This window comes from Amycolatopsis pithecellobii (assembly GCF_009707865.1).
Classification (GTDB): Bacteria; Actinomycetota; Actinomycetes; order Mycobacteriales; family Pseudonocardiaceae; genus Amycolatopsis_E; species Amycolatopsis_E pithecellobii.
Genome location: NZ_WMBA01000022.1, coordinates 46,234 through 70,303, shown reverse-complemented (window position 1 = coordinate 70,303; position 24,070 = coordinate 46,234). Strand labels below are relative to the sequence as shown.

The 24,070-nt window shown below is 67.3% G+C and carries 21 protein-coding genes and 2 pseudogenes; 14 read left to right on the top strand and 9 right to left on the bottom strand.

Features of this window, described 5'->3' with window-relative positions; genetic code table 11:
- Positions 1–187 precede the first annotated feature (187 nt).
- The 3 genes and pseudogenes from GKO32_RS16045 to GKO32_RS16035 form a co-directional block, all read right to left on the bottom strand.
- On the bottom strand, positions 188–472 hold the full coding sequence (locus GKO32_RS16045) for an MmyB family transcriptional regulator (RefSeq protein WP_312867998.1): 285 nt from the start codon (positions 470–472) through the stop codon (positions 188–190).
- Between the two features lie 122 nt (positions 473–594).
- Positions 595–936 (bottom strand): transposase, encoded by a 342-nt coding sequence (locus GKO32_RS40180; protein ID WP_208024420.1) that lies wholly within the window; start codon positions 934–936, stop codon positions 595–597.
- 39 nt (positions 937–975) lie between these two features.
- Positions 976–1,467, bottom strand: a pseudogene (locus GKO32_RS16035) (NAD(P)-dependent oxidoreductase); the annotation flags it as partial.
- Between the two features lie 249 nt (positions 1,468–1,716).
- Between GKO32_RS16035 and GKO32_RS16030 the strand changes: the two are divergent.
- Positions 1,717–2,091, top strand: a complete 375-nt coding sequence (locus tag GKO32_RS16030; protein WP_154757666.1) for a winged helix-turn-helix transcriptional regulator — start codon at positions 1,717–1,719, stop codon at positions 2,089–2,091.
- Between the two features lie 561 nt (positions 2,092–2,652).
- Here the strand turns inward: GKO32_RS16030 and GKO32_RS16025 are convergent.
- Positions 2,653–3,306, bottom strand: coding sequence for a TetR/AcrR family transcriptional regulator (locus tag GKO32_RS16025; RefSeq protein WP_154757665.1), 654 nt, complete (start codon positions 3,304–3,306; stop codon positions 2,653–2,655).
- A gap of 267 nt (positions 3,307–3,573) precedes the next feature.
- Here GKO32_RS16025 and GKO32_RS16020 point away from each other — a divergent pair, with 267 nt between their 5' ends.
- The 10 genes from GKO32_RS16020 to GKO32_RS15975 are packed head-to-tail and all read left to right on the top strand — an operon-like array spanning position 3,574 to position 16,097.
- Entirely contained in the window at positions 3,574–4,767 is a 1,194-nt protein-coding gene (locus GKO32_RS16020) for a thiolase family protein (RefSeq protein ID WP_154757664.1), read from the top strand.
- A complete protein-coding gene (locus tag GKO32_RS16015; protein WP_154757663.1) occupies positions 4,764–5,579 on the top strand; it encodes an enoyl-CoA hydratase/isomerase family protein in 816 nt (271 codons plus the stop codon). Before GKO32_RS16020 ends, GKO32_RS16015 begins: the two co-directional genes overlap by 4 nt.
- Before the next feature lie 31 nt (positions 5,580–5,610).
- Positions 5,611–7,182, top strand: coding sequence for an AMP-binding protein (locus tag GKO32_RS16010; RefSeq protein WP_312867992.1), 1,572 nt, complete (start codon positions 5,611–5,613; stop codon positions 7,180–7,182).
- A gap of 31 nt (positions 7,183–7,213) precedes the next feature.
- Complete coding sequence (locus GKO32_RS16005) at positions 7,214–8,206, top strand: TIGR03617 family F420-dependent LLM class oxidoreductase (protein WP_154757662.1); 993 nt, start codon at positions 7,214–7,216, stop codon at positions 8,204–8,206.
- Positions 8,207–8,234: 28 nt separating this feature from the next.
- A complete protein-coding gene (locus GKO32_RS16000; protein ID WP_154757661.1) occupies positions 8,235–9,038 on the top strand; it encodes an SDR family NAD(P)-dependent oxidoreductase in 804 nt (267 codons plus the stop codon).
- A 55-nt stretch (positions 9,039–9,093) separates the two neighbouring features.
- On the top strand, positions 9,094–11,205 hold the full coding sequence (locus GKO32_RS15995; protein ID WP_312867991.1) for a hydantoinase/oxoprolinase family protein: 2,112 nt from the start codon (positions 9,094–9,096) through the stop codon (positions 11,203–11,205).
- 2 nt (positions 11,206–11,207) lie between these two features.
- A complete protein-coding gene (locus tag GKO32_RS15990; RefSeq protein ID WP_154757660.1) occupies positions 11,208–13,205 on the top strand; it encodes a hydantoinase B/oxoprolinase family protein in 1,998 nt (665 codons plus the stop codon).
- Positions 13,202–13,495, top strand: a complete 294-nt coding sequence (locus GKO32_RS39100; protein WP_154757659.1) for a hypothetical protein — start codon at positions 13,202–13,204, stop codon at positions 13,493–13,495. Before GKO32_RS15990 ends, GKO32_RS39100 begins: the two co-directional genes overlap by 4 nt.
- 31 nt (positions 13,496–13,526) lie before the next feature.
- Positions 13,527–14,642 carry an NDMA-dependent alcohol dehydrogenase gene (locus tag GKO32_RS15980; protein WP_312867990.1) on the top strand — a complete coding sequence of 372 codons (1,116 nt, stop codon included), beginning with the start codon at positions 13,527–13,529 and terminating at the stop codon, positions 14,640–14,642.
- A gap of 30 nt (positions 14,643–14,672) precedes the next feature.
- The gene (locus tag GKO32_RS15975) at positions 14,673–16,097 is read left to right on the top strand and encodes an aldehyde dehydrogenase family protein (RefSeq protein ID WP_154757658.1); all 1,425 of its coding nucleotides are present in this window, start codon (positions 14,673–14,675) and stop codon (positions 16,095–16,097) included.
- 12 nt (positions 16,098–16,109) lie between these two features.
- On the opposite strand, the gene GKO32_RS39095 is transcribed toward GKO32_RS15975, so the two are convergent.
- Positions 16,110–16,250: a hypothetical protein gene (locus GKO32_RS39095; protein WP_246243854.1), complete on the bottom strand. Its 141-nt coding sequence runs from the start codon at positions 16,248–16,250 to the stop codon at positions 16,110–16,112.
- Positions 16,251–16,543: 293 nt separating this feature from the next.
- On the opposite strand from GKO32_RS39095, the pseudogene GKO32_RS39085 reads away from it, so the two are divergent.
- Positions 16,544–17,125, top strand: a pseudogene (locus tag GKO32_RS39085) (SDR family NAD(P)-dependent oxidoreductase).
- A 210-nt stretch (positions 17,126–17,335) separates the two neighbouring features.
- Here the strand turns inward: GKO32_RS39085 and GKO32_RS15955 are convergent.
- From GKO32_RS15955 to GKO32_RS39830, 3 genes are all read right to left on the bottom strand, one after another.
- Positions 17,336–17,578 carry a hypothetical protein gene (locus tag GKO32_RS15955; RefSeq protein WP_154757656.1) on the bottom strand — a complete coding sequence of 81 codons (243 nt, stop codon included), beginning with the start codon at positions 17,576–17,578 and terminating at the stop codon, positions 17,336–17,338.
- Between the two features lie 16 nt (positions 17,579–17,594).
- Complete coding sequence (locus GKO32_RS15950) at positions 17,595–19,208, bottom strand: alpha/beta hydrolase (RefSeq protein WP_154757655.1); 1,614 nt, start codon at positions 19,206–19,208, stop codon at positions 17,595–17,597.
- A gap of 148 nt (positions 19,209–19,356) precedes the next feature.
- Positions 19,357–19,485, bottom strand: a complete 129-nt coding sequence (locus GKO32_RS39830; protein WP_281353860.1) for a hypothetical protein — start codon at positions 19,483–19,485, stop codon at positions 19,357–19,359.
- Between the two features lie 701 nt (positions 19,486–20,186).
- Between GKO32_RS39830 and GKO32_RS15940 the strand changes: the two genes are divergently transcribed.
- Positions 20,187–20,612: a nitroreductase/quinone reductase family protein gene (locus GKO32_RS15940; protein WP_154757654.1), complete on the top strand. Its 426-nt coding sequence runs from the start codon at positions 20,187–20,189 to the stop codon at positions 20,610–20,612.
- A 395-nt stretch (positions 20,613–21,007) separates the two neighbouring features.
- Entirely contained in the window at positions 21,008–22,483 is a 1,476-nt protein-coding gene (locus tag GKO32_RS15935) for an FAD-binding oxidoreductase (RefSeq protein ID WP_154757653.1), read from the top strand.
- Between the two features lie 109 nt (positions 22,484–22,592).
- On the opposite strand, the gene GKO32_RS15930 is transcribed toward GKO32_RS15935, so the two are convergent.
- Positions 22,593–23,624 (bottom strand): IclR family transcriptional regulator, encoded by a 1,032-nt coding sequence (locus GKO32_RS15930; protein WP_246243852.1) that lies wholly within the window; start codon positions 23,622–23,624, stop codon positions 22,593–22,595.
- Positions 23,625–24,070 lie beyond the last annotated feature (446 nt).

Here is a 24,070-nt window from a genome sequence, read left to right as displayed (position 1 = left end):
TGCTGGATGGGGCCCAAACTGTACGCAGGATACACTGGTGTATGTGGGCGCTGTTCCACGACTACGTCACTCGACGACCCGTTACGGGCTTCCATAAGGACATACCTCTCAGCCATCAGGAACGATCCAGTCTTGGCGGTGCGGTCGATAATCCCTCCGAGCCGGTTGTGTTTTTGGCGCGGATGGGCTAACAGAACCGAAGTGGGCGTTGGGTTCTCACGTCGTGGCGGTTCCACAGTGCGCGGAAACGCGGGCTCGCGTGTGAGAGTTCTCCGATGAGCTCGTTGAAGCGATGGTCGTCGGTGTCGGTGCCCACGGATTGGCGGAGGCCGGCGCCGTAGTACGCCGTGGTCCCGTCCCAGTCGAGATGCAGGGATCGCTCTGCCGGGTCGAGGAAGACGTCGAGCAGTTGGTTATTTCCTACGAACAGGCTCGGTGACAGTGCGGTCGCCATGGGATTGGCGGCCAGGATGTCGAAGTAGCGCCACCGGAGGTGATGAACCGTATGGCGGTGCGGATCGCGTCCGGCAGTCCGGTCAGCCAGTCACAGCAGGCGATCAAGATGTCTTTCACGCCATGGTTGCGTAGGCCATGTCAACGTTTCGCCAGGACTTCATCCACACCGAGATACATTTCGCCCACAGAACGAGATTGCCAGAGCACGATTTCGACGGTCGCCACCTCGGTCACAGTGGAAATCAATTCCCGTGACGCGTTCACTCCATATACTTCGTACAGCTGGGATTCGCTATCGCGGGTGGTCATGCCGCGTGAATACAGCGACAGGATCGCCTCGTCGATATTGCCGTGGTGTGGCGGGCGGCGTTGGCCGGGACCCATGCCGATGAAGTGACATGCTCGGATGCTGAGTGCATGGTGCCGGACACGTTGCAAGCGATCGCGAGCCGGAGTGGCAGGGTGGACGCTCTCTGCCACATGTGCAGCATTTTTCGGTCGCCACTCGAGGCGGCCCGATCAGCCGACGAGTGGTAGCCGTTGCATTTGGCTTTCGTCGGTGAGCTGGTCGACGATGGCGTCGGCGAGGTCTGCCCGGCTGATCGACCGCACGCGATTGGTGCCGACGACGCCAACCGCGTAACTACCCCGAGGTGGGGTGTCGGTGAGCCGTGGGGCGCGAACGACGGTCCAGTCGCTCCTGCTTTCTCGGAGGACGAGCAGATGCCCGGCCGCATCGCGTAACACCGACCGGGCAATCGCTCGCAGAGCGCCGCCAAGCAGTCGGTCGGCGAGCAGGGGCCGGTCCTCCGGGGAAGGCAGGCCGGCCCCAGAGAGGGAGATGATGCGACGGACGCCGTGCGCGTGCATCGCCGTGACGATCCCGCGGGTGCCCTCGGTCTGCAAGTCCGGTGGTGAGCCGGCCACGTGACCGAAGACGCTGATCACCGCGTCGGAGCCGGTTACCGTGTCGTCGACGGCCGACTGGTCGAGGACATCGCCTCGGACGACCTCGACCCCGGTCCTGCAGACTCGGCTCCACGGAGCGCACGAGGGCCCGGATGGAGTGCCCTCGGCTCAGCGCCTCGGCGAGCACGAGTCGGCCGGTCCGGCCCGACCCGCCGAAGAGTGCGATGATCGACACTTCCCCTCCCAGCGATGATCGGCCGAGGCCCTTGGTCGGTGACATCCCAGGGGAGCCGACTGTACAATACTTACAAATAGACAGTTACTTGTAAAAGGTAAGTGTGAGGGGTTCGGATGTCAAGTTCGTCGGCGGCACGCCGTGACGCGGAGCTCGAGAACGGCGGCTTGGACGCGTGCGAGGCGTTGAGTGAACCGTTGTCGCGGGTGATGGTGCTGCTGGGACGCCGGTGGGCGGGCGTGGTGCTCAGCACGCTGTTGCACGGGCCGGCCTACTTCAATGAGCTCAAGCGACGGATCCCCGCCATCAGCGACCGTGTCCTCAACGACCGGCTCATCGAGTTCGCCGAGCTCGGCCTGGTGACTCGCACGATCGTCGACCAGGGCCGGGTGCGCGTCCAGTACGCCCTGACCGATCACGGCGCGGCCCTGCGGCCGGCTATCACGGAGCTGACCCGGTGGGCCGAGGAGCACCTGAGCCCGGACGAGTGACCCGCACCGGCTGACGCTGTCCGGCGGCGCCCGGTCAACGAGATGACCCGCCTGACCCGTGAGGCCGACAAAACTTTTCCCGTCGGGCGTGGCACCTCAACGTCGCAACCCAGTGCACACCCGCGAAGATGTCGAGCTGCTGGGGTTTTCGCAGAAACAGGGATCGGGACCTAATGAGAAACAGACAAGAGTGGCTGGCAAATAGAAGTTGAAACGAAAATGAATGACATGTATTGGGCGTTCAGCTCTTTGTGATGATCGTGACGATCCTCGGCGCGACGGTGCTTATCGTCGCTGCAACTGCTGGTGTTCCCGGCCGAGCCGTTACGCACCTGTGGTCCATGCTCGCAGGGAAGATCGTCGTAGCCAGCCTGGCCGGTAGTGACGTCCTGGGCTGGGGGCTACGCAGTTCGGGGTCGGGGTCGGCGGACTACAGACTCAGTGCCGACTGCGTGCTTGAGCCTTTCGGTTCGATGGTAGCCAGGACTTCGCCGAGGTCGAAGTTCGGTCGAAGGAACTCCGGTCAACGTCTACTACGTAGCGACGAAAAGCGCGGCCTGATCACGCTCCGGCGGCCGGTGCACGGTCGCCGGAGCGGAGGCCGCCCAGTACCAGATCGGTCCATGCGTCCGCTATCGCGGTGCCCGACATCGGCCCGCTGGGGCGGAACCACCTATTCGTCCAGTTGCACATACCGAAGATCGCGAGCGCCGTGGCGTGCACCGGCAGCGGGCGGAATTCGCCGTTTGCCACGCCCTTTTCGAGGATTCCCTCGACGAAACGGGTGTACTCGTCACTGCGGGCGTGTGCGCGCCGCCGGAATCGGGGCGGCAGTTCGCGGTAGTGATCGAAGAACGCCTGGACATACCCGGGGATCGACTCGTTCGCGACGACCATTTTGCGGATCGCCGCGCTCAGCATTTCGACCGCCGAGCCGCCCGCTTCCTCCACCGTCTTCGCGTGCTCGAGGAAATCGTCGGCCAGTACTTCGTGCATCGCGAAGAGGATCTCGTCCCGGCTGCGGAAGTAGTGGTACAGCGCTGATTTGCTGATCTTGTTGGCCGCGGCGATGTCTTCGAGCGAGGCGTTCGAGTAGCCGACCTTGCTGATCAGCTTCGCCGCATTGTCGAGGATCTCGCGCCGTCTGCGCTCGCCCTTGCCGCCCGGTGCGAACACCTTGACGTCTGCAGTGCCCGTGGAGCGCCTCTCAGCCATACCGAGAGCTTAGCAGCCTCGTCGAGATGCAGGCTTTCCGCATCGCGCGAACACGGGTGGGGTGCGCACGATGTCGCCTTTCTTGACATCGGTGCAGCTCAAAGGCTTGTTGACTGTGGTCAGGCTCACTGATACTGTCCGACTAGTCGGTCGGATTTCGTCCGACTAGTCGGTCGGATTCAGCGCTCGGCGACGGGTTCGGCGCGAGGCAGGTTTCCCGTCTCTCCGGTCCGTGCTGCGCGCGGGAGCTCACCAATGGAGTTGGTAATGCGCGATGTGAACATTGTTGGTGTCGGCATGACCCGGTTCGGGAAGTTTCCGGACGCCACGATGGCGGGACTGAGTCGCGCGGCGGTTACCGCGGCGCTGGCCGATGCGGATGTCGCACCCGCCGCGGTCGGGGTGATCGTGCACGGGAACTCCCTGGAAGGCGCGATGACCGGCCAGCATTCGATGCGTGGGCAGGTCGCGCTCGGCGGGCCGGATTTCGGGACCACTCCGGTGATCAATATCGAGAATGCGTGCGGTTCGTCTTCTTCGGCGTTTCACGTCGCGCTCGGGCTGATCCGGTCCGGCCAGTACGACACCGCGGTCGTCGCCGGTTCGGAGAAGCTCAGCGGCAGGTCCACCCGGGAAGTGCTGGACGCCATGCTTTCCGGGACCGATCTCACGCGGGTGCCGGAGATCGCGAAGGAGCTGACCGGTTCGGACGAGCCGCCGGAATCCTTCTACATGGCCATGTATTCCTGGGTGACGCGCCAGTACATGGCGCGGTCCGGGGCCACCAAAGAGGATTTCGCGGACGTCGCGGTAAAGAACTCGGCCGCCGGCGCGCTGAACCCTAATGCCCAGTACCGCAAGGCCCTAACCCGTGAGCAGATCCTCGAGGGCCGGGTGATCGCCGATCCACTGACGGTCACGATGTGCGCACCGATCGCCGACGGTGCTGCGGCGGTCGTGCTGCAGGCGGCGGACGTGTCGCCGGCCCGGCCGGACGCGGTCCGCGTTCGCGCCTCGGTACTGCGGTCCGGGGTTCCCGGCGGGGGCGACACGTCTCCGGAAGTCGAAGCCTCCCGCGCGGCCTACGAAATCGCCGGTGTCGGCCCCGAAGACCTGGATGTCGTCGAGGTCCACGACGCGGCGTCGTCGAAAGAGATGATCATGTACGAGAAGCTGGGGCTGTGCGGCCCCGGCGACGGCGCGAAGCTGCTCGCCTCCGGCACGGTCGCGCTGGGCGGCCGGGTGCCGGTCAACCCCAGCGGCGGGCTCGTCTCCCGCGGTCACCCGGTCGGCGCCACCGGGTGTGCGCAGCTGTTCGAGCTGGTCACGCAGTTGCGTGGCCGGGCGGGGGAGCGGCAGGTCGAGGGCGCCCGGATCGCGCTGGCGGAGAACTCGGGCGGTTACGTGCATCCGGACCCGGGTATCTGCGTCGTCACGATCCTCGGCAAGGACGCCGCATGAGCGGGGCGAACGAGACCGGCGACGCCGTCCTGATCGAACGTCGGGGGAGCGCGTTGTGGTTGCGGCTCAACCGGCCCGAGGCGCTCAACGGCATCTCGCCGGAAATCCTCGCCGGCCTCGATGCCGGGCTCGACCGCGCGGCGACCGAGCCCGGCATCCGGGCGGTCGTCCTCGCGGCGGTCGGTGAGGTGTTCTGCGCGGGAGCGGACCTCAAGTACGTCAAGGCGATCACCGCTCCGGCACCCGGCACGCGCACGAGCGGGCACCAGCAGTTCCTCCAGGCGGCCGGCGAGGTGCTGAGCCGGATCGAGGGGTTCGAGTTGCCGGTGATCGCCGCCGTCCAAGGGCTCGCCGTCGCGGGCGGGCTGGAGCTGGTGCTCTGCGCCGATCTGGTGGTGGCCGCCGAGTCCGCCCGGTTCGGCGACGCTCATGCGAACTACGGCCTGCTGCCCGGGGGTGGTGGCTCGATCCGGCTGCCGCGCCGGGTCGGCCCCGCTCGCGCGAAATACCTGCTGTTCACCGGGGAATCGCTGCCCGCACGGGATTTTCTGGGCACGGATCTGGTGAACGAGGTGGTGCCCGGCGACCGTCTCGATGAGACTGTCCACGAGCTGGTCGAGAAGATCGCTCGCAAGAGCGTCTACGGGCTGCGCCGGATGAAGGAGCTCGTCGCCGACGGGCTCGACGCGCCACTCGCGGAGGGCCTGCGGATGGAGCTACAGCACTCGGCGGCCCACGAGGAATCGGCCGACTTCGCCGAAGGACTCACAGCATTCTTCGAGAAGCGCCGCCCAGCCTTCTCCGAAAAGTAGGACACCGGTGTCCACACGAAAGGGGCGTTCCGTGTTGACGGATGCGAGTCGCGGGCCGACCTACTGCGAACTGATCGTCGACGCCCTGAGCCGCCACCCCAGGCGCGAGGCGTTCGTGCACGGCGCGCGGCGGCTGAGCTACGCACAGACGGCGGATCTGACGAGCCGGCTCCAGCAGGTGCTCGCCGAGCACCGGATCGAGCCCGGTGCCGGGGTGGCGACGCTGAGCGGGAACCTGCCCGAGACGTGGATGGTGCAGGCTGCCACCTACTTGCTCGGCGGGCGGTACAGCGGCCTGCACCCGCTCGGCTCCATCGATGATCACGTGCGGGTGTGTGCGGACGCCGAGATCCGCCTGCTCGTGGTGCACCCCGATTTCGCGGCGGTCGCCGCCGCGGTGGCCGAACGGTCGCCCGGGATCGAGCACGTGCTGACCCTCGGACCCAGCGAGCTCGGCGAGGACCTGCTTGCCCTGGCCGGAAAGCGGTCCCCCGCGCGGCTCATGCCTGGCGCGGCGACGCTCGAGGACGTCGCGTGGTTGCAGTTCACCGGCGGCACCACGGGCGAGCCGAAAGGCGTGCCCAACACCCAGCGGGCCTGCGCCGCGCAGGCACAGATCTGGCTGACTTCCTATGGCGTGCCGGAAAATCCGCGTTACCTGGCCTCGTCGCCCATCACCCACGCCGCGTTGCTGACGATCCTGCCGACGCTATTGCGCGGGGGAACCGTGGTGCTGCACTCCGGTTTCGATCCCGAGGCGTGGCTGGCCACCGTCGAGGCGGAGCGGATCAACATCGCGCTGATGGTGCCCACCATGGTTTCCGCGGTGCTGGACACGATGGGGTCCGGCCGCCACGACCTGTCGTCCATGCGGACCTTGCTCTACGGCGCCGCGCCGATGTCGCGCAGCCGGATCGCCGAAGCGTGGGAGCGGATGGGCCCGGTGCTGTGGCAGGGCTACGCGTGTTCCGAAGCGGGCGGCCCGATCGCCGTGCTCGAACCGTCCGATCACGACCCCGGCGGGCGCCGGCCGGAACTGCTGAATTCCTGCGGCCGCACCGCGATCGGGGTGCGAACGGCGATCCTCGACCCGGACGGAAACGAAGTGCCGCACGGGGAAATCGGCGAGATCTGCGTGCGGGCGCGCGGCGTGATGCGCGGCTACTGGCGCCGGCCCGAACTGACCGCGCAGGTACTCAAGCACGGCTGGCTCTACACCGGTGACCTCGGCTACCGCGATGACGAGGGATATCTGTACCTCGTCGACCGGTCCAAGGACATGATCATCTCCGGCGGGTTCAACGTCTATCCGCGTGAGGTCGAGGACGTCCTCATGGAACATCCGGCGCTGGCGGCGGCCGCGGTGATCGGCACCCCGGACGAGCGCTGGGGTGAGGCCGTCCGCGCGATCGTCACCGCGCGGGAAGGCGCCGCGGTGGACGTAGGCGAGCTGAAAGCGCTGGTGCGCAAGCGCAAAGGGCCGCACTACACACCCAAGGTGATCGAGGTCGTGGAGACCCTGCCGACCACGCCGGTCGGAAAGATCGACAAGAAGGCCCTGCGGGCCCCGTACTGGGCCGGCCTCGACCGGCAAGTCCACTAAGGACACCGGATAACACAGCCGAGGAGGTTGGATGCGGATCGACGTCCGGGTGCGCAACGCACTTGAGGTCATCGGCGAGGACGCTCACGTGGCCGAGGAGTTGGGCGCCGACGGGATCCTCAACGCCGAGATCGAGGAGGACCCGTTCCCCGGGCTCGCGCTGGCCGCCGCGCGGACGGACCGGGTTGGCCTGGGGCCTGCGGTGGCTGTGGCGTTCGCCCGTACCCCGATGACCGTGGCCTACCCGGCCTACCACTTGCAGCGGTTCTCGAAAGGACGGTTCATTCTCGGGCTGGGCAGCCAGATCCGGGCACACGTAGAGCGGCGATACGGGATGCCATGGGGTCATCCGGCGGCGCGGATGAAGGAGTTCGTGTCGGCGCTGCGGGCGATCTGGCACACCTGGGACACCGGTGAATCGCTCGATTTCCGGGGCGAGTTCTACCAGCACACCCTGATGGCGCCGATGATGTCGCCGACCCGGAACCCGTACGGGCCGCCGAAGGTGTTCCTCGCCGGGGTCGGGCCACGGATGCTGCAGGTCGCGGGGGAGGTGGCCGACGGGCTGTTCCCGCACGCCTTCACCACGGAGCGCTACCTGCGCGAGGTCGTGGTGCCGGCGGTGCGGGCCGGTCAGGAGGCGGCCGGCCGCCCCGCGGACGCGGTGGAGATCGCCGTGTCGACGCTCATCGCCACCGATGATGCGGAGTTCGAGGCATCGCGCGCCCAGATCGCTTTCTACGCCTCGACTCTGGCCTACCGCCCGGTGCTGGAACTGCACGGCTGGGGTGCGCTGCAGGACGAACTGCACCCACTGTCCAAACAGGGCCGTTGGGATGAGATGACCGCACTTGTGCCCGACGAGGTGGTGCGCACGATGAGCGTCGTTGGGTCCACAGCCGAAGTAGCCAAGGGCCTGCGGTCTCGGTTCGATGGGCTCGCCGACCGCCTGAACTTCTACATCCCGGGGGACGTGCCACCGCCCACCCGGTACGCCGACCTGATCGCCGAGCTGCACGCCTGAGCCGGCCCGACCTTCGAAGGAGCAGACTATGACAGCCTCTGCCACGGCCGACCTGCTGGACCTGACCAGCCGGACCGTCCTGGTCACCGGGGCCGGGCAGGGGGTGGGGCGCGAGATCGCCCGCCGCTGCGCCGAGTTCGGGGCCACGGTCGTCGTCAACGACTTCCACCTCGACCGGGCCGAATCCGTCGTCGGCGAGATCAAGGCCGACGGTGGCCGCGCCGTCGCCGAGCGCTGTGACGTCACCGAATTCGACGATGTACTGGCAATGATCGACCGCATCGACAGCGCGGTCGGCGGTGTGGACATCCTGGTCAACAACGCCGGCAACGCCGGACCCGTCGTCGACGGCACGGTCCCGGCCCCGCCCTTCTGGGAGACCGGGCCGAAGGAGTGGGAACCGTGGCTGGGCACCAACTTCTTCGGCGTGCTGAACGTGACCAGAGCCGCGCTGCCGGGCATGGTGTCCCGCGGCTGGGGCCGGGTCGTCACCACCATTTCCGACGCGGGCCGCGTCGGTGAGCCGAACCTCGCCGTGTACGGGGGCGCCAAGGCCGGCGCCGCCGGGTTCTCGCGGGGGCTGGCGAAAGCGGTCGGGCGCCACGGGATCACCGTCAACTGCGTCTCGCTCGGCTCGATCGACACCCCCGGCGTCGCGCCGCTCAACGCCGACCCGGCGCAGGTCGAGAAGAGCTTGCGCCGGTACGTGATCCGGCGGATCGGCCAACCACAGGACGTCGCGGGGCTGGTGCTCTTTCTCGTGTCCGACGCCGCCTCGTGGATCACGGGGCAGACCTATCCGGTCAACGGCGGCTACTCGTTCGCCGTCTGAGCCAACAGCGCCACCCACACCCGCGGTCCCACCGGGGCCGGAAAGGAGCTCAACGGTGAGCTACGTCATCGGAATCGATGTCGGCGGCACGTTCACGGATGCGTTCGCCACCGACGAGCACGGCCGCGTGCACTCGGCGAAGTCGCCCTCCACTCCGCCCGATTTCGAGCAGGGGGTGCTCAGCGCCGTCGACGAGCTGGCGGCAGCGGCCGGACTGGACACCGCGTCGCTGCTCGGGCAGACGTCGCATATTTGCCACGGCACCACGGCCACGCTCAACGCACTGGTCACCGGCGACGTCGCCGAGGTCGGTTTCCTGACCACGGCCGGGCACGCCGACTCGATCATGATTATGAACCTGGAAGGCCGTTACGCGGGGCGGGATTCCGACTACGTCAAGAACATGACGCGGCACACCAAACCGCAGCCGCTGGTGCCACGGCGCCGGATCCGCGAGATCACCGAGCGCGTCGACAGCGGCGGTCAGGTGGTGGTGCCGCTCGGCGAGGACCGGGCGCGGGCCGCGATCGCGGAACTGATCGCCGACGGCGCCGAGGCGTTCGCCGTGTCGCTCCTGTGGTCGTTTTCGAACCCCGCGCACGAGTTGCGGCTCCGCGAGCTGATCCACGAGCAGTCCCCCGGTGCCTACGTCGGGCTTTCCAGTGAACTCAGCCCGCGCATCCGGGAGTACCCGCGGAACGTCACCACCATCATGGGCACCCAGGTGGGTCCGCGGCTGCGGGACTATCTGGTGCCGCTGCGGGCGCGGCTCGACGAACGCGGATTCGCCGGTTCACTGCTGGTGATGCAGGGTTCCGGTGGCGCGGTGACCGCCGAGGAGGCGCCCGACCGGGCCATCACGACGATCGGCTCCGTGCTCACCGGTGGCCTCGTCGGCTGCCGGAACCTCGGCCGGCAGCTGGGACACGAGAACATCATTTCGACCGACATCGGCGGGACCACGTTCCTCGTCGGCATGGTGGTCGACGGCGAGCCGGTCAAGTCCACGACCACGATCCTCAACCAGTACACGATCAGCACGCCGACGGTGAAGGTCAGCACCATCGGCAGCGGAGGCGGCGCGATCGCGTGGCTCGACGGCGGCGGCAATCTCCGTGTGGGGCCGCGCAGCGCGGGTGCCCGTCCCGGACCGGCGTGCTACGGCGCCGGCGGCACCGAGCCCACCGTGACCGATGCCGATGTGGTACTCGGCATCGTCAACCCCGACAACTTCCTCGGTGGCCGCCGCCGGCTGGACCGTGCGCTCGCGGAGAAGGCGATCCGGGAAAGGATCGGCGAACCGCTGGGGCTCGACGTCGAGGACGCCGCCGCGGCGATCTACGCGATCCAGAACGCGCAAGCCGCCGACCTGGTGCGCAACGTCGTCGTGAACGCCGGCTACGACCCGCGCGATTTCGTGGTCTATTCCTTCGGCGGGGCGGGCCCGGTGCACTGCGTGAACTACTCGCGCGACCTCGGCGCGAAAGCGGTCGTCGTCCCGCTGGGCGCCACCGCCGCCACGTTCTCCGCCTACGGGCTCGCCAGCAGTGACGTCGTACTCTCCGGTGAGGTCTCCGACCCGGCGAACTTCCCGGTGCCGGCCGAGTCGGTGCAGCGCGCGTTCGACGGGCTGGAGAAAGAACTGAGGGATCGCATGGGCGGGCAGCGCCTTCCGTTCGAGACCGTGGAGATCAGCCGGGAAGTCGACGTGCGCTACAGCATGCAGCTTTCGGAGGTGGCGACACCGGTCGCCCCCGGGCCGGTCGACGACGCCGCCGTCACCGCGGTGACCGACCGGTTCGACACGCTCTACGCCCAGCTTTACGGGGCGGAGGCCGGATTCCGCGCCGCCGGCCACCAGCTGATCACCTACCGGTGCTATGCCACGGGCACCCTGCCGGTGCGCCCGGAACTGCCCGCAGCCCGGCGGGGCGACGGGAAACCGCGCCCGTACGGCCGCCGCCGGGCGTTCCTCGCGCACGAGGACGGCTGGCAGGACGTCGACGTCTACCGCTACACCGATCTTCGCGCGGGACAGGAGTTCTGCGGGCCGGCCGTGGTGGAGGCCGACACCACGACCCTCGCGGTGCCCGAACGGACCCGGGCGACCGTGGACCATCTCGGCAATCTCGTACTCAGCACCGCCTCTGTGTCCGGAAAGGACTGACCATGCCCGTCACTCCCGTTCCCGGGTCGGAGAAGTTCGCGTACCGGCCCACCCCCGCCGCCCGGCTCCGCGAAATCGCCGGCGAGCACGTCCGGCTGCACGACGTGGCCGAGGCGGACCTTGCCGTCGTCGATCCGCTCACCTACGAAGTCGTGCGGCACCGCCTGGAGTCGATCACCCACGAGATGGGGGAGGCGATCAAGCGGATGTCCGGTTCGGTCATCGTGACCGACTGCAACGACTTCAACTTCGTGATCATGGACGAGATCGGGGACGAGGTCGAGATAGGCCTGTACAACACGGCGCTGTGCGCCGCGATGGACATGGCGGTGAAATGGACGCTCGAGAACCGGGCCGCCAATCCCGGCATCGGTCCCGGCGACATGTTCCTGTGCAACGACCCGTGGGTCGGCGGCGGCTTGCACCAGAACGACACCGCGCTGTTCGCGCCTCTCTTCGTCGGCGACGAACTGTTCGCCTGGACCGGTGCGGTCGCGCACCAGGTCGACCTCGGTGGTGTGTCGCCCGGCAGCTGGTCGGTCAAGTCCACCGACGTCTTCTGGGAGTCGCTGCCGACCCCGCCGGTGAAGATCGTCGAGGGCGGCGTGCTGCGTAGCGACATCGAGGATGTGTGGCTGCGGCGTAGCCGGATACCCGCGCTCGTCGGGCTCGATCTGCGCGCCAAGATCGGGGCGAACCACATGGCGCAGGAGCGGTTGAACGAGCTGGTGGAGCGCTACGGCGCCACCACGGTCAAGGCCGTCATGCGGCGCATCCTCGACAACACAGAGCGGCGGGTGCGCGACAAGCTCGAGTCCATTCCGGACGGTGAGTGGTCCGCCGTCGCCTATCAGGACTCGGCCCGCGAAGGCGACGAAACCCTCTACCGCATCAGGCTGAAGCTGACCAAGCGCGGCGACCGCATGCATTTCGACTTCACCGGCACCGACCCACAGGCCGACGGCCTGATCAACTGCACGCACGCGGGCGTGCGCGGGGGCATGACCCCGGTCATCCTCACCGCGCTGTGCGGCGACATGGCCTGGGCCCCGGCCGGGGTGTTCCGGTGCATCGACATCACGAGCGAACCCGGTTCGATCAACGACTGCACCTTCCCGGCCGGCATCAGTAAGGGCTCGGTGGCCTCGGCCTGGGCGACCCTGAACGTCGTGGCCGAGTGTCTCGGCGGCATGCTCGACACTCGCGAGGAGAGCCGCGCCAACGTCACCGGGGTGTGCCTCGGCTCCTGGGATCTCGCCCTGCTCGCCGGGCTCGACCAACGCGGCGCGCCGTTCGTCAGCATGGTGGGCGACGCGATGGCCGGCGGCTTCGGCGCGCGGACCGACCAGGACGGCGTCGACACCGGCGGAATGGCCGCCGCTCCGATGGGGCGCATTCCCGATGTCGAGATGACCGAGTTCAGTTATCCGGTCCTGTACCTGTGGCGGCGGGAGGAGCCGGATTCGGGCGGGCCGGGGCGGTACCGTGGCGGCGTAGGTGGTTCATCGTGCTTCGTCATGCACCGCAGTGCCGCGCCGGCGTTGCACCTGGTCGTTTCCGGTGGTGGCAAAGCGGTTCCGCAGTCGTCCGGCATCTCCGGGGGCTACCCGGCGAACACCCAGCTGGACATGGCGATCCGTGCTTCGGACGTGCGGGACCGGTTCGCCGCCGGCCAGATGGCGACCAGTCTCGACGAGATCGCGGGGGAGCGGGAGCCGATGCCACCGCACCTGGAAACCTATCTGGGGCAGGATGATGCCTACTACATGGCGTGGCAGGGCGGTGGTGGATACGGCGACCCGCTGCACCGGGAGCCGGCGCTGGTCGAGGCCGATCTCCGGGCCGGGAAGGTCAGCGCCGTGGCCGCCTCCGCGGTGTACGGGGTGGTGACCTCGGACGACGGCCGGCTCGACGTGGAAGGCACGTTGGCGAAGCGGCAGGAAATCCGGGACGCGCGGCTCGCCGCCGCGTCGCCCCAGCCCGAAGGGAGCCGGCGGTGAATCGCTTCGACGACAACGTCGGCTACGACGCCGGCGGGACCTTCTCCTGCGTCCACTGCGCGACCGTGCTGGCCGCGCCGGGTGAGCCGCCGTTGCACCGGGCCGTGCTGCTTACCGGCGACGTCCCCCTCGCCGGACCGCACGTGCAGGTACCGGAACCGCCGGTGGTCGACGAAGACGTCGAGTTCCGGCAGCTGCTGTGTCCCTCCTGCGGTACGGCGCTGCGCACTGAGGTCGTCGCCAGGGCCGACGTGCTGACCCGGGCCGCCTCGCTGTCCGCGCAGGATTGATTCCCTTGTCACCGGCGAAAGTGGCGCTGCAGTGTTGACGAGAGGCGCGGTACTGCGCGAAGTCCCCGGCCGATTCGAAGTGGTGGAACTGGAGGTGGACGATCCGCGCCCCGGGGAACTCCGGGTGCGGATGGTGGCCTCCGGGCTATGCCATTCCGATGACCACCACGCGAAGGGCGACCAGAAGGTGGCGATCCTGCCGTTCGCCGGTGGGCACGAGGGGGCCGGGGTGGTGGACGCGGTCGGTCCCGGCACGGCGGGCTTCGCCGAGGGCGATCACGTGGTGTTCTCGTTCCTGCCCGTGTGCGGGCGGTGCCAGTGGTGCGCGCGCGGCATGCAGAACCTGTGCGAGCTCGGCGCGGCACTAGGCACCAACGCGCGCTGGGACGACCCGTCCTCGTTCCGGCTTTCCCTTGACGGGCAGCCGGTCGGGCAGATGTGCGGGCTGTCCACGTTCTGCGAGTACACCACCGTTTCGACGGCGTCGGCGGTCAAGATCGATCCCGCCATCCCGCTCGACATCGCGTGCCTGACCGGATGCGGGGTCGGCACCGGGTGGGGTGCCGCGGTGAACTCGGCGCAGGTCCGGCCCGGGCAGGTGGTGATCGTGATGGGCGTCGGCGGGATCGGCATCAACGCCGTGCAGGGGGCCGCGCAGGCCGGCGCGGCGGTAGTCATCGCGGTGGACCCGGTCGGGTTCAAACGCCAGGCGGCGCTCGAGTTCGGGGCCACGCACGCGGTCGCCGACATCGCCGAGGCCACCGAACTCGCCCGCTCCTTCACAGGCGGCCAGGGGGCGGATTCGGCGATCGTCGCGGTCGGCGTGACCCTGGGCTCGCATGTCGGCCAGGCGGTTCGGGCGATCCGCAAGGGCGGCACCTGCGTCGTGGTCGGTCTCGGGGACGTGCGGTCCCGCGAGGACGACATCCCGCTGATGGAACTGGTGCTCTACCAGAAGCGGCTGCAGGGCTCGCTTTTCGGAGCGTCGGCACCGACCGCCGATATCCCCGCCCAGCTGGAACTCTGGCGGCAAGGGCGGCTCAAGCTCGAGGAGCTGGTCACCACCCGCTACTCACTGGACCAGGTCGCCGAAGGCTTCGACGACCTGCACGCGGGGCGCAACCTGCGTGGCCTGATCGTGTACTGATCTGCGTTTCTCGCCGAGGAAAGGATGACGATGACCGCAGCCGGGCGGCTCGAGCTCACCCATTGGATCGGTGGCCGACGCGTCGCCGCCCACGACGGCACGATCGAGGTCGCCGACCCGGCGACCGGCCGGGTCGTGACCGCGGTACCCGCCGGAGACGCCGGGACCGTCGACGCGGCCGTCCGCGCGGCACAAGACGCGTTCCGCGAGTGGTCGGCCACGCCGCTGGCCGAACGGGTTGCCGCCGTGCGGCGGATATCCGCCGCGCTCAAGGAACGCGCGGACGACATCGCGACGTCGATCACGACGGAAATGGGCGCGCCGATCGTCTTTTCGCGGAAGGTACAGGCTCGGATGCCGGTCGCGTCGTCGCGCACGGTTGCCGAGCTCGCCGAGACGTTCCCGTGGGAGGAGGAGATCGGCAACTCGCTGGTGGTGAAGGAGCCGATCGGGGTGGTCGCCGCGATCACGCCGTGGAACTATCCGTTGCACCAGATCGTCGCGAAGGTCGCGCCCGCCGTGCTGGCCGGGAACACCGTGGTGCTGAAGCCGAGCGAAGTCGCGCCGCGCACGGCCGCGATCCTCGCGGAGGCGGTGGCCGAGGCCGGTGTCCCGGCCGGGGTATATAACGTCGTGTACGGTACGGGACCAGTCGTCGGTGAGGCACTCGCGGCACATCCCGGCGTGGACATGGTGTCGTTCACCGGTTCGACGCGCGCCGGGAAGCGGGTCTCGGTCGTCGCCGCCGAGACGGTGAAGCGGGTCGCGCTGGAACTCGGCGGCAAGTCGGCCAACGTCGTGCTCGAATCCGCCGATCTGGCCGTGGCGGTCGAGACCGGGCTCGGCGCCGCGTGGCAGAACGGCGGCCAGTCGTGCAACGCGTGGACCCGCATGCTTGTCCCGGCCGCGAAACAGGCGGAGATCGTGGAAATGCTGGTCGCCGCCGCCGCGACGTATGTCGTGGGCGATCCGGTGGACGAGAAGACGCAGATCGGCCCGATGTCTTCGGCGGCACAACGAGATCGCGTGGCGGGTTATCTGGAGCGCGGGATCGCGGACGGCGCGAAGCTGGTGTTCGGTGGCCCGGAAAGCCTCGAGGACCTGAAGCCGGGCGCCTACGTGAAGCCGTCGATCTTCACCGGGGTGGCGCCGGACTCCGAGCTCGCCCAGGAAGAGGTCTTCGGGCCGGTGCTGGCGGTGATCCCGTACACCTCCGAGGACGAGGCGGTCGAGGTCGCGAACAGCACGATCTACGGGCTGGCGGGCGCGGTGTTCGGCGAGGACGAGCACGCGCTGTCCGTCGCCCGCCGGCTGCGGACCGGCCAGGTCGACGTGAACGGGGCGAAGTTCAACATGCTGGCGCCCTTCGGCGGGTACCGGCAGTCCGGCAACGGCCGGGAGCTCGGCCGGTACGGGCTGGAGGAATTCCTCGAGACGAAGTCCATCCAGCGCTGACGGACCGGTGAGCTACGGCGTGGTGATCGCTTCGACGGCGGTCATCATGCCGGCCCGGAAATCCGCCGGCGGGGTGGCCGGATCGGCCCGGTCGTCGAGCGCGCGCAAGGACCACGAGGCGCTGGTCCAGTTGGTGACCAGCGCCAGGACCATGGCGAGCAGGCCGACGGGATCGTGGGACGCTCCTCGAGGATGTCGAACAGGGCGCCGGCGTACCGCCGGATCGCCGCCACGTCGAAGGGTGCGGCGTCGGCCAACTCCAGCAGGCTCCGGGCGACGACGAAGTCGAAGAGTTCTTCCTTGGTGCCGAAGTGCCCATAGAGGGCGCGCTTGTTGGCCTTCGCGTTCTCCGCCATCCGGTCGACTCGTGCGCCGGCCAGACCGTAACGGGCGAACTCCTCGCGGGCGGCGGCGAGGAGCTCGCCGACGAAACCCAGGGCGAGTCGCTGGGCGTCACGCTCGACGTCACCAGCGACACCGACTGGGCGGACGCCGTCACGCAGGCCGAGAACCGCTTCGGCGGCGTCGATGTGCTCATCAACAACGCCGCTTATCTCGTCGTGGGGACCACCGAGTCCATTCCGCTCGACGAATTCCAGAAGGTCATCGAGACCAATCTGACCGGTGCCCTCCTGGGGATCCGGGCCGTCCCCCCGTCGATGCGCAAGCGTGGCGGCGGTGGCATCGTCAACGTCAACTCCATCGCGGGCCCCGCCGCCGCGCCCGGCCTCGTCGCCTACAGCAGCAGCAAATGGGCCCTGCGCGGGCTCATGCGTGCGGCCGCGGGGGAGCTCGCCCGGGACAACATCCGCGTCAACTCCGTCCATCCCGGGATCGTCGACACGCCGCTGGCCAACGATCCCGAGGCCAACTAACTCGTTCCCGTCGACAGTTTCGCTATTCCCCGCCAGGCACAGCCCGACGAGATCGCCGAGTTCATCACCTTCATCGCCTCCGACCGGGTGCGTTTCGCCACCGGTTCGGAACTCGTCGCCGACGGCGGCTTCTCGCTGGGCCCCGTGCGGTAACTCGCGACCACACGGACTGCAGCCGGGGACCTCGCCCCCGGCCGCAGTCGGGCTACCTCCCCTGCGAGTCAGCCCTCGATACCGGGTTCAGCCCAGTCGGTACCGAAGCGGCCCGCCGTCAGATGCCACTCCACGTACGGGAAGTCCGAGTTCACGCACGGCAGCAGTGGGGGGCAGTTCTCGAGGTGCCGGTCATGTTTCGTCTGCACGTCACGCGCTGGGGTCGCCCAGTCCTTGGAAAGCCCCACGGTCGATCATGAAATCACCGAGCTGCCCACTGGGGTGCCGGTAGTGGACCCCGAGCACCAGGTCGGCGTCCTCACACCAGTCCACGCGGTAGGTGAAGAGTAAGCCCAGAACCCGAGCACGCTGTAGCCGTCCACCGACACCCACCGACACCCGCCCGATCCAGCATCCGGCCTGGGCGCTGGGATCCCCGGTGGTGGCCTGCACGTTCTGACGCCGTGGGTCAGGAACAGGTGAGGTCGCCAGCGGGCAGTTCACCGGTCATGAAGTACTTGTTCATCGCGCTGATCGCGCAGGAGTTCGGTTGCGGGTGCACGAGCACGCCGTGCCCGCCGGCGTCGACCTCGACCAGGACGGCATCGGACCCCATCGCCTTTTTCATGCCCTGGGCGGCGCGCAACGGGGTCGACGGATCGCGGCGGTTCTGCAGGATGAGCACGTTGCGCGTGCCGACCGACTGCACCTTCGGCTCCGCGTCACGCGGCTGGGTCGACCAGAATGAGCACGGTGCGACGTTTGCCGGCGCACCCGCCATCAGGGGGAAGCGGGCCCGGTCGGCCGCGGTGTTGTGCGCGTAGGTCCGCACGTCCCGCGGCCACGCCTTGTCCGCGCAGCTGATCGCCCAGCCCGTTGAGAGGAGGTTGTCGGGCGGCAGGCCCGGCAGGACGCCGGCGTTGATGAAGTCGTTGGCCACGGTCGTGAGGTAGTTCCGGTCCTCGTCGGTGGCCTTGTGCGCCGCGAGGTTGCTTCCGGCCCGCCACAGGGAGGCCAGCTGTGAGACCGGCGCCCCGGCCGTCGCGGTCAGGTTGTGGTCGTTGTAGGACAGCTGCCAGGTGAAGAGCCGGATGAAGTTGCCGTCGATACGCGCCTTCGTCCCGGGAAGGGTGACCGGGGTGCGGTCGAGCTCGGCGGTCATCGCCAGATAGTTCCGCCGGACGTCGGCTTCGGTGTCGCCCAGGTGCACAACGTCCTTCTGCGCGACCCCGAAGCGGGCCAGGTCGGGCCAGCGGTCTTCCATCGCGCCGCTGAAGAGGCGGAAGTCTTCGTAGCCGCGCTCGTTCGGGTCGACCGAGCTGTCGATCACCATGCGGTCGACGTTCTGCGGGAACAGCGCGCGGTAGATCGAGCCGAGGTAGGTGCCCCACGAAATGCCGTAGTAGGACACCGTGCGCTCACCCAGCGTCGCACGGATCCGGTCCATGTCGCGGGCGATGTTGGCGGTGGTCAGGTGCGGCAGCAGATCACCGGACAACGCCGCACACTGATCGGCCATCCGGTGCGAATACGCCACGTTGGCGTCGATCGAGCCGTCGGCTGTAGGGAAGGACAGCACCTCCAACTGCTCGTCGCGGATCATCTCGTCGGCCTGGCGGCCGCAGTCGATCGGCGTGCTGTGCCCGATACCGCGCGGGTCGAAGGCGACGAGGTCGTAGCTGTCGCGGATCTGCCGGGACAGCAGCCCGCCGAACATCGTGGGCACGTCGAGGCTGGCGCCCGGTCCTCCGCCATTGAGCATCAGTACGCCCTTGCGCCGCTCAGGTTTCGCCGCCGGGATACGGGAAACCTCGATCTTGATATTCCGGCTTTCCGGCGCCTGCGCCCGATAGTCGAGGGGCACCTCGAGCTCGGCGCACTGCTGGGGCGCCGGCGCCCCGGTCGGACATGGACCCCAGGCGAGCCCGGAAGTGCTCGGAGACTGCGGTGCCGTCTGTGCCGACGAGTTGGACACTGCGGCGAAAGCGACACTGCCGATCGCCGCCACGGAAACGATGCCGGCCACTTTCAGCGCGGTGCGGGCGCGGCGCCGCCTGGGCTGAGCGTCCTCTTGTGATTGCATGAGGTGAACCTAGGAGAACGTCGGGCCACCCGAAATCCCACTGGCTGGCCGGAAAACAGGGTAGCTGGCTGGAACGACACGCTGGCGGGCAACGGGTTATGGAGTGTCCGAGGTGGGTTCTCCAGCTCGGCGGCGCGGCCAGAAACCGCTACTTCCGGCGGTTGTCGTCCAGGTAGCGCAGCACCGCGGTGACCCGGCGGTCGGCGTTGTCGTCCGGTGCCCGCGCCAGTTTCGCTTGGGCGCTGCGGCCACTGACGCCGCACCAAGCCACCCTCATATTAGGGATAGGCGGTACCAACATCATAGTGAGTTTGCCCCATAAGTCACACACACCGTCGGGAAGCTTGACGAAGCAGACCACAGGGATAGATGCTTTACCAAGCAACTATTATCCGATCCCAGGAGAAGGCCGTGACGATGTCGCTCCCAGGTCCAGCTCGCCCTGTCGGAGTTCGCGCGCGAGTAGCCGGAGGCGAACGAGGTGTGGATTGTGCTGTCGGCGGCTAGGGTCCGGCAATCGAGCTGTTGTAGGGCTGTCCTCCGATATGAACCGACTGCCGGGCGGCAGTGCCACTCTTCTGTCCGAAGAGGACGATGCCGAGCTTCGACGCGGCGACAGAACACTGACCTGTCGGCTGTCGGCCTCGATGGACGGCAGTGCGCTCGGCCCTCGCTGGATGTGTAGGTAATCATCCGTAGCAGCACTCGTTCTGCACAGGTGCGGACAATTTGCTGATTCAAGCCTTTTCAGGCGTGCATCTCTTGATCAGGAACGTCTAGATGATTCTCCCTATCACAGGAGCTGTCGACTTCGTGCGCCCGCTGGCCTGTCCGACGCCAGGCCGGTGGTTCTCGGACCGGATCGACACATCGAGACGTCAGCAGATTCGCTGGGAGACATCAGATCCGGGCGAATCCGGTTAGTGCCTGACCAATTCGGTCACAACCAATCTCACACGAAGTCGAGAGGAAACAACGATGAGCGATATCGATTTGAACCAACAGGTCATTGCTGAGTTTCGCGCTAGCGGCGGCCGGGTCGGTGGGCATCTCGAAGGTGTGCCTGTGGTGATCCTGCATCATCGTGGCCGGTCCAGCGGCCGTGAGTACGTGCATCCGGTGGTGTGCCTGGTCGACGCCGACGACGCGAACACGGTCTATGTATTCGGTACCAACGGAGGCCAGCCGACCAGTCCGCAGTGGTACCGGAACCTGACCGCCGCCGGAACGGGCACCGTCGAGACAGCCTCGGCGACTTATCCGGTGTCGGTCCGGGAGTTGACCGGTGCCGAGCGAGAGCGGGTCTGGAAGAAGCAAACCGACCAGGCCCCGTTCTTCGCCGACTACGTCGACAAGTTGGCCGGAGTCCGAACGATTCCGGTGCTGGCACTTACCCGCGCCTGAACTCCAGCGTGAGCCATGAGTTACGCAGAAATAGCGGAACCGCATGGCGGAGTTCATCTTACCCGGGATGCGGTCGGGGGCCTGGGTGGCTGGCTTCCCCGTGCGCGAATCTGCGCGCGGGGAAGCCAGATACCGTCTTGGAGAACGAGTCGAACGTGCCCCGTGATCCGAGTGCAAAGCCGAGACCGATTCGGGGTTCGGTTTAAAAGGGTACGAGTGCGTGGTCGACGGAAATGTCCACAGCAGTGCCCGGCTATCGGTTATGGCACCGTGGAGCCCATGGTGGAGTTGCGTGATCATGTGAGCCGACTGGTCTTGGAGTAAGGCCAGTGCTTGAAAGTCGTGCGACTGAGCCTGGGACGTGAATCCACGCAGGGCCGCAGCGGCCGGCAAGTATGCAGGCGCTCGAAGGAAAACGACGGAATTGTCGTTTTATGAGATGGAGTCAGATCGTGAATAGGCGAGCAATCTCGCGGCTCGAAAGACTGCGTGGCGAGGTCCAAGGTGGTGTCTATATGGTCTCGGATAAGGGCTATGACCAGGCGCGGACCGGTTGGAATCTGAGCACTGAGCAGCGCCCGGCGCTCGTTGTGATGGCAGAGCGTGCAGCCGACATCGTGTCCGCGGTGGGCTTCGCCCGCGACGAAGATCTCACGGTCGGCGTGATGGCCACCGGCCATGGCATCACTGCTCCGGTCGATGAAGGCTCTGTCCTCGTGAACACTTCACGCATGCGAGACGTTCACGTCATGCCCGAGACTCGGACGGCGCGGGTGAGTGCGGGTGCGAAGTGGGCCGATTTGATCCCGAAGGCCGCAGCCCATGGCTTGGCGGGGCTGTGGGGCTCGACGTCGGACGTCGGCATCGTCGGTTACACGCTCGGCGGTGGCTTCGGCTGGCTCGGACGCAAGTACGGACTCGCCTGTGACTCGGTCAAGTCGGCCGAGGTGGTTACCTCGGCCGGTGAGCTGGTGACGGCCAGTGCCGAGCAAAACGCCGACCTGTTCTGGGGTCTGAAGGGCGGAGACGGGAACTTCGGGGTCGTGACATCTCTCGAGTTTTCCCTGTACCCGGTGAGCCAGGTCTATGGAGGCAACCTCTTCTACCCGATCGCGCGGGCCACGGAAGTCTTGGACCTGTACAGCTGTTGGTCGACGAGCGTGCCCGACGACGTTTCTTCGACCTTTGCGTTCACGAACCTCCCGCCCCTCCCGGAGGTTCCCGCCTCCATCCGTGGAAAGTCGTGGGCGGTGTTGAGGTTCTGCTACTCCGGTGACGATCTCGAACAGCGGGGAGAGGACAATCTTCGTCCCTGGCGGGAGGAACTCGAGAAGCCTGCCGTGGACACCATCGGTGTGATGCCCTACGGGAGCACAGACACACTCAGCATGGACCCGGTCGACCCGGTGGCGACTTACGATCACACGGAGATGTTGACCGATCTCTCGCCGGCGGCCTGCAGGACGCTCATCGAGCTGTGTGGCGAGACGTCCGGCTCACCCCTCATCGAGCTGCAGATTCGCCACCTCGGTGGCGCCGCCTCCCGGCCGTCGGAAAGCCTGAACCCCATGGGGCACAACGACGCCCGGTTCCTGCTGTACGGACTAGGGGGGAACTTCACTTCCGAAATGGGAGAGGCGGTCGGGAAGTACCTCGCTCGCGTCGCCGCCGATGTCGACCCACACACCGGCGGTACCCAGTGCATCAACTTCCTGGCCCTCGACGGCGCGACGCCGGAACGCGTGAGGGCCGCCTATACGGAACGGGACTGGGAGCGCTTGGTGGCGACCAAGGATCGCTGGGACCCGGCAAACCGGTTCCGGTTCAACCACAACATCCCACCCACGGGGTTCGAGCGTCTCCCTCGATAAGTGTGCGTAGCAGGGAGGACATGGCCTTTACCGTGTGCTGGGACAGCGGTGTCGCCGGACGCCGGAATTCAGGGAAACCTGCCGCAACCAGATTTCACGCCGCCGGCAGTCAGCCTGCGATCCGTTTACTCAATCTGTGAGCAGCCTCGAGCGCGAGCCTCCCCAAAGTTGCAACTCGACGTTGCGTGAATCGGTCCTCGACACCTGTCAGGCATAGTGCGTATGCAGGTGAGCCCAGGTTGTCGAATACTGCTGCCCCGACTCCGAAGCTGTTCGACGCAAGGAGGCCCGGGTTGAACGAGTATCCGTTTGCGCGCGTCTCGGCGATTCGCTTGCGAATTGCGGCCGCACTGTGAGCCGGCCCGTAGATTGTCTGCAGTTGCAGCGAGGACAGGTAAGTCTCCATCTCGGTCCTCGGAATGTGGGCCAGGACAGCCAGGCCACCCGATCCCACACCCAACGGGAACCGAGTACCTTCTACCACTTTGTGGGACCGTAGCGGAAAGCTGCCTTCCTCGGATGCCGTACAGACGACCTCGCTGCCGCGCCGGGCGTACAGCATAGCGTCCTCGCCAGTTTCCCGGGAAAGCTGATCGAGAATCTCCCGCGCCTTCCGTGTCACGTCGTGCCTCGAGGCCGACTGCACACCAAGCAGTTGCAGCTCCGGACCCAGAAGCCAACGAGCCGATGATTCGTCTCGCTCGAGCAGGCCCTCGTGGGCCAGCAGCATCAGGATGCGGTGAGCGGTCGGGCGAGGAATCCCCGCATGCCTCGCGGCCGTTGCGGTCGTCACACCACCAGCCCGCGTCCCGGCATTGGCGACGACGCGCATGAGTGTTGCGGCTTTCGCTATGACGTTGGAGCCGGCGCCGTCGTCGCTGCTCTTCTCGTTGCGGTGTTCATCCGCTTGAAGTCGTTCCATCAATGCGTAACCTTCCACCGGGGCCGTTTCCACGGCGGGCGAGAGGCCCGCGGGCGTGAAGTTGCTTGCTCGTGGTGGCAGTCGTGCGCTATCCCCGCTGCCACCGAGCTGAGGATGCATCCGGGAGCCCTCGATCTGAGAGCTGAGCTGCAGGGAGTTGGACGAGACAGCTCCGGTACGCAATTGTTCTGCGGCGAGCCGTTTCCACAGAAGCCCCATTGATCGCCGATCGCCGCATCGTTTTCCTTGTTGGGCGATCCGGCGCTGTTCGGTGCGTCCATGTCGCGAACTCCTACGGTGAAAATAGGGTCCACACGATAGCCGGTCGTGTGATGGACAACACATAGTTGACTGCTCGCCAGCACTTACGACAAGCGGTTGTGGCCGGCATTCCGCATGTCGGAAAGTCTGACGGTCCCACGCGGGTAACTGTCTGATGTCTGCGCGTCCACTATGCGATCGCCGGCCGAGGACCTGTTCATCATGCGGACGCTGTGGCCGTAGGCCGGTCGGTGCGCTTGTGGCGCGTTGTCTCGTCGAGTTTTGCTGAGCGGGCCCTGAGGGGCTGGCTCCTGACGCCGAACGACGAGCAGCTCGAATCGATGCGCTGCTGTGGTCGATCAGGCGCCGACGGTCGGTGAGAGCCAAGGCAGGTAATCAAGGAG